General features: G+C 39.9%; 3 protein-coding genes. All 3 read right to left on the reverse strand.

Annotated features, from left to right (window positions below; genetic code table 11):
- Window positions 1-287: 287 nt before the first annotated feature.
- Window positions 288-1,097 carry a DUF874 family protein gene (locus IQ228_RS22105; protein ID WP_193964445.1) on the reverse strand — a complete coding sequence of 270 codons (810 nt, stop codon included), beginning with the start codon at window positions 1,095-1,097 and terminating at the stop codon, window positions 288-290.
- A 465-nt stretch (window positions 1,098-1,562) separates the two neighbouring features.
- Window positions 1,563-2,372 (reverse strand): nucleotidyltransferase family protein, encoded by an 810-nt coding sequence (locus IQ228_RS22110; RefSeq protein ID WP_193964446.1) that lies wholly within the window; start codon window positions 2,370-2,372, stop codon window positions 1,563-1,565.
- Between the two features lie 661 nt (window positions 2,373-3,033).
- Complete coding sequence (locus tag IQ228_RS22115; RefSeq protein ID WP_193964447.1) at window positions 3,034-3,951, reverse strand: Uma2 family endonuclease; 918 nt, start codon at window positions 3,949-3,951, stop codon at window positions 3,034-3,036.
- Between the last annotated feature and the right edge of the window lie 363 nt (window positions 3,952-4,314).

The following is a 4,314-nucleotide window of genomic DNA, read 5'->3' on the forward strand; positions in this document are numbered from 1 at the left end:
CTTGTAAAGGGGGGAAACAATAAAAATCCAGTTCCCTCCCCTTTACAAGGGGAGGGTTAGGGTGGGGTAAAAAATATTTGATACATCAACCATAACTTTTCAAACACCCTCTAAGGGGCGATCGCTAACTACCAGTTTGAAAGTAGTGTGAGCGTCTCGCTCACGCGGGCAAGATGCCCGCACTACCGTCAAAATAAATTTGACACTAAGGAGCGATCGCTAACTACCAGTTTGAAAGGGCAAAATCTTATTCAAGACTGATAGTTTATCAAAACTAAAAACAACGCCTAAATATCTTCTGAACTAATACCCATTGCTTGCAGTCTTTCAGCTAGTTTAGCAGCTTTTTGTTCTGCCTGTTCTGCTCTTTGACGTTCTTGTTCTGCTCTTTGACGTTCTTGTTCTGCTCTTTGACGTTCTTGTTCTGTTTTTTGACGTTCTTGATTAACTAATTCACCTCCCCAGAGTAATAAATTTCCAGATTTATCCCACCATCGTAACCAATAACCCTCAAATTCGGCTTTTTTTCCGATCCATACACCCAAGAATAGGTCTAAATCTCGTATCCAAAAGCGCTGATTTTCATCTGGAGATTCTTGCTGGTATTTACCATTAACCAAATTATGGACTTCTAAAATTCCGGTTTGGGGATGGAAAATCACATAAGTGGGAATTTTTAAAATTTGTTCGTAAAAGTGCCACTTTCCATAGGGATAATGAGAATTAATGGAATATTCCGTTCCTTCGGTTGCGGACATAAATTCCATGACAATGGTTGGGTTTTCTCCTTCGCTATGGGGAGTGTAACTACGACGGATTTCTCCCAGCGGTAGGGCGTGGACAGAAGGAACGTAAACCCAATCAGGTGCTTTGACGATGGTTTTGTCATCCACTGTGGCACATAAACCAAAATTGGAGGCAATCAGCATTGATTCTAGAATTAATCCTGCCAGTTCTAGAGATTCTCTGAGGGCGGCAGCGAGAAGGGGTTGAAGGTTATTTTCCACGGGTTCGTCTGGTAGGGGAAAATCTGCTGGTAGTTTTTCCCAGGTGATTCGAGGTAGGGTATTGGGGGGACGGAGTTGTAGAACTGTCATAGTGAGGTGCGATCGCTAACAGTGTTAATTTATTATATTGTTTATTGATGGCATTTAGATGGGTGAATAATTGTGAATTTATGTGTCTTGTGCTTGAGATTCTAACCAATTATTAAAAAGAGCGATCGCCTATTGGATTTTTGCTATGATAGTTTTGGTTTGGGTTTTATTCACATCTTTCTGATTATCTCATAATCTCCCCAGCCAGGGAATTAATTCCCTGTCTAATAGCTCAAGTCTACTGAAGTAGACTCAAGATTAATTTTCAGTGTTCTGAAGATTAAAAAGAGCGATCGCCTCTTGGATTTTTGCTACAGTGGTCTATGTTTGTCTTTTATTCACATCTTTCTGATTATCCCATAATCCGCCAGCCAGGGAATTAATTCCCTGTCTAATAGCTCAAGTCTACTGAAGTAGACTAAATTCTTGTTTCCCTCCAAAGCATCGGGGACTAAGTGGAGTAATTTACAAGTCTCTTACTTGAGATTCTAGCCATTGGTTAAAAAGAGCGATCGCCTGTTGAATTTTTGTTATAATTACTTCTGTTTGTTGGGCTAACTCTAATACTCTTTCTTTTCGCAGTTGCAGATTATAATTATGACGGGCTAAATGTCTAAACTTGCGATAATCATTTAATTGTAATAATAGTGAACCTTGCCATAAGGGAGGACGATTTTCTCCACCAATTTCTGCCATTTGTAACAATAGTTGTTCATGCCAATTTTCCGCTTTTGGCATTCCCCCATCTAAAGTAACAGCAACTCTTTCGCTAATTCGCTCACAAGCTGTGTAAAAATCACAAATATAACTGGATAAGGCAGGAGTGAGAGCAATTTCTGGAATGGTTTCTGCTTGAGCAATTAATTGTTTTAAAGCTTGACGATTCTGCTCTAAAGCTATCATCTCATCTTCAATACGGGTTTTTAGGGCTAAATATTTATTAGTAGGCATGGGTTTTTCTTTGAGAATGCGAGAACGGACAAAATCTGGGATTTCTTCTAATGCTACCAAATCTATTTTCAACCAATTAGGTGTGATTTTTTCTAGAAGAGAATAGGCTTCCCATTGTTGTTTTTCTGACATTCCTCTCACAGCCAAATCTAAATCAGATTGCCAATGCCAAGGACTTTCTCCTGATAAAGAACCAAATAATATTACCTCTTTTGCTCCATTTTCTAGGAGAATTTGCCGACATTTTGCGGCAGTTTGTAATGCCTCTTGTTTTCTTTGTTCTAGAGTTTGATTGCTGTTTTCTGTGGTAATGTTTTCTGTCATTATTGTTTAGCCACAACTCTATATAGGATAGGGTTTTCTGAAAAAGTTGTCTGTGAGAGCTAGAAATATGGCTAACGCCACGCTGCGCTATCAGGAGGTAGGGGCGCAGGACTGCGCCCATCCTGAAATATGGCTAACGCTACGCTATCAGCAAGCCCTAATTATTTGTAAAGTTCCATATTTAACCTCACCGTTCTATAAAACTTACCCAAAATTACCAAAGTCTAGACACACCTGGACAGCGATAATCTTAGTGTTTATTTCCTGCTTCATCGCGGTCTTAGAATGACTTCCAATCTTGTTTGCCCGCTCCACAGACAATCTCGGTAGAACTTACCGTTTCTGACCGACCGTAGTTCCTAAAAAGAACCTTCGATTCTTGAGGATGATCTAAGAAGTTTTCAATTGTAGCGGCGATCGCCCCTAATTGATATTTGACATTGGTTTGGAAGATAAGTAGTCAGACAGAATTAATTACACAATGTCATTGGGAATGGAACGAAGTGAAATGAAGCAATCGCCAGGGTTGTGATTGCTTCCCTTCGCTCGCAATGACTGTAAATATTTTTGTCCAATTACTTAATTAGGGTGTTTTTTTCCATAATATCCTATTTGACGAATGCGATCGCCAAGCAGAAATACTTTTTTCGGTTAATTTTCTTTAAATTTCATCTAAATTCACCCCCAAAGCCCGCAATTTCTCAGCTAGTTTGTCTGCTCGTTGTTTCTCCTGTTCTGCTCGTTGTTTCTCCTGTTCTGCTCGTTGTTTTTCCTGTTCTGCTCGTTGTTTTTCCTGTTCTGCTCGTTGTTTTTCCTGTTCTGCTCGTTGTTTTTCCTGTTCTGCTCTTTCCGCAAAAGTAGGAATCCAATCACCATCTTGATTATACCAACGTAGCCACAAACCTTCTGTATCCTGATATTTTCCTGACCAAACTCCTACTCCTAATTCCAATTCAGGAAACCAAAATTTTGGTTCTACCAGTTCCACTGCTTGATATTTTGTGCCACGTAATTGAAATACTCGGAGGCGATTTTCATATCTATCAAAGATCACATAATAGGGCGATCGCAAATACTGTTCATAGGCTTGCCATTTTGTCGGTGGTTTATTCGCGCTTCTTAATGTTTGTCCTAAATCCTCTGCTTCTGTACCTGGCGATAATAATTCCACTATTAAAAATGGAGCTACTACTTCTTGCCAAACTACATAACTCAACCGCATATCTTCTTGTTTTTCGGAAGCAGCTACACCTAAGACTAAAAACCAATCAGGTCTTTTATACCATGAATAATGACGACCATCATAGTATAAGTTTAAATCCGTACCAATGAACATTTCCTCTTTGGGATAAACGGGAGATTGACAAGTTTCCCGTAATAATTGCGGTTGAAAATCATGAAATTCGTCTGGCAAACCTGGCTCCTCTGGATTTTCACTAGGTAAATCATACATCGTGGGCATGGTTTCCCATGGTGGACGGGGATGAATTGTGGAGTCTAATTCTTCATCAATATCCTCACTGGGTAAATCATACATGGTGGGCAGGTTTTTCTGCGGAGGTGCTTCACTTTGATACATGATTCATTATCTCCTGTGTTTCATTGCCGTGTCAAATTACCCCTCTTAATCCCCCGATGCTTTGGCTACGGTGTATACTCAAAACGGCTTGATTGTTTGATTCTAAAGGTAGGGGTAAAGCAAGAGCTTCATTGGTGTCAACTTAACGTAAAACTCATAGCCCGCCTGGGAATCAATTCCCAGTCTAATAGCAAAAGTTGTCTTTTGATGACTAAAAATCCCCAATTTACTTTAGAGGATGTTTGAAAAGTGTTATTCCGTAATTTTCATCACATTGCTACCCCCCTTTCCCCTTGTAAAGGGGGGAAACAATAAAAATCCAGTTCCCTCCCCTTTACAAGGGGAGGGTTAGGGATGTCTCTT

Source organism: Dolichospermum sp. LEGE 00246 (assembly GCF_015207865.1).
Classification (GTDB): Bacteria; Cyanobacteriota; Cyanobacteriia; order Cyanobacteriales; family Nostocaceae; genus Dolichospermum; species Dolichospermum heterosporum.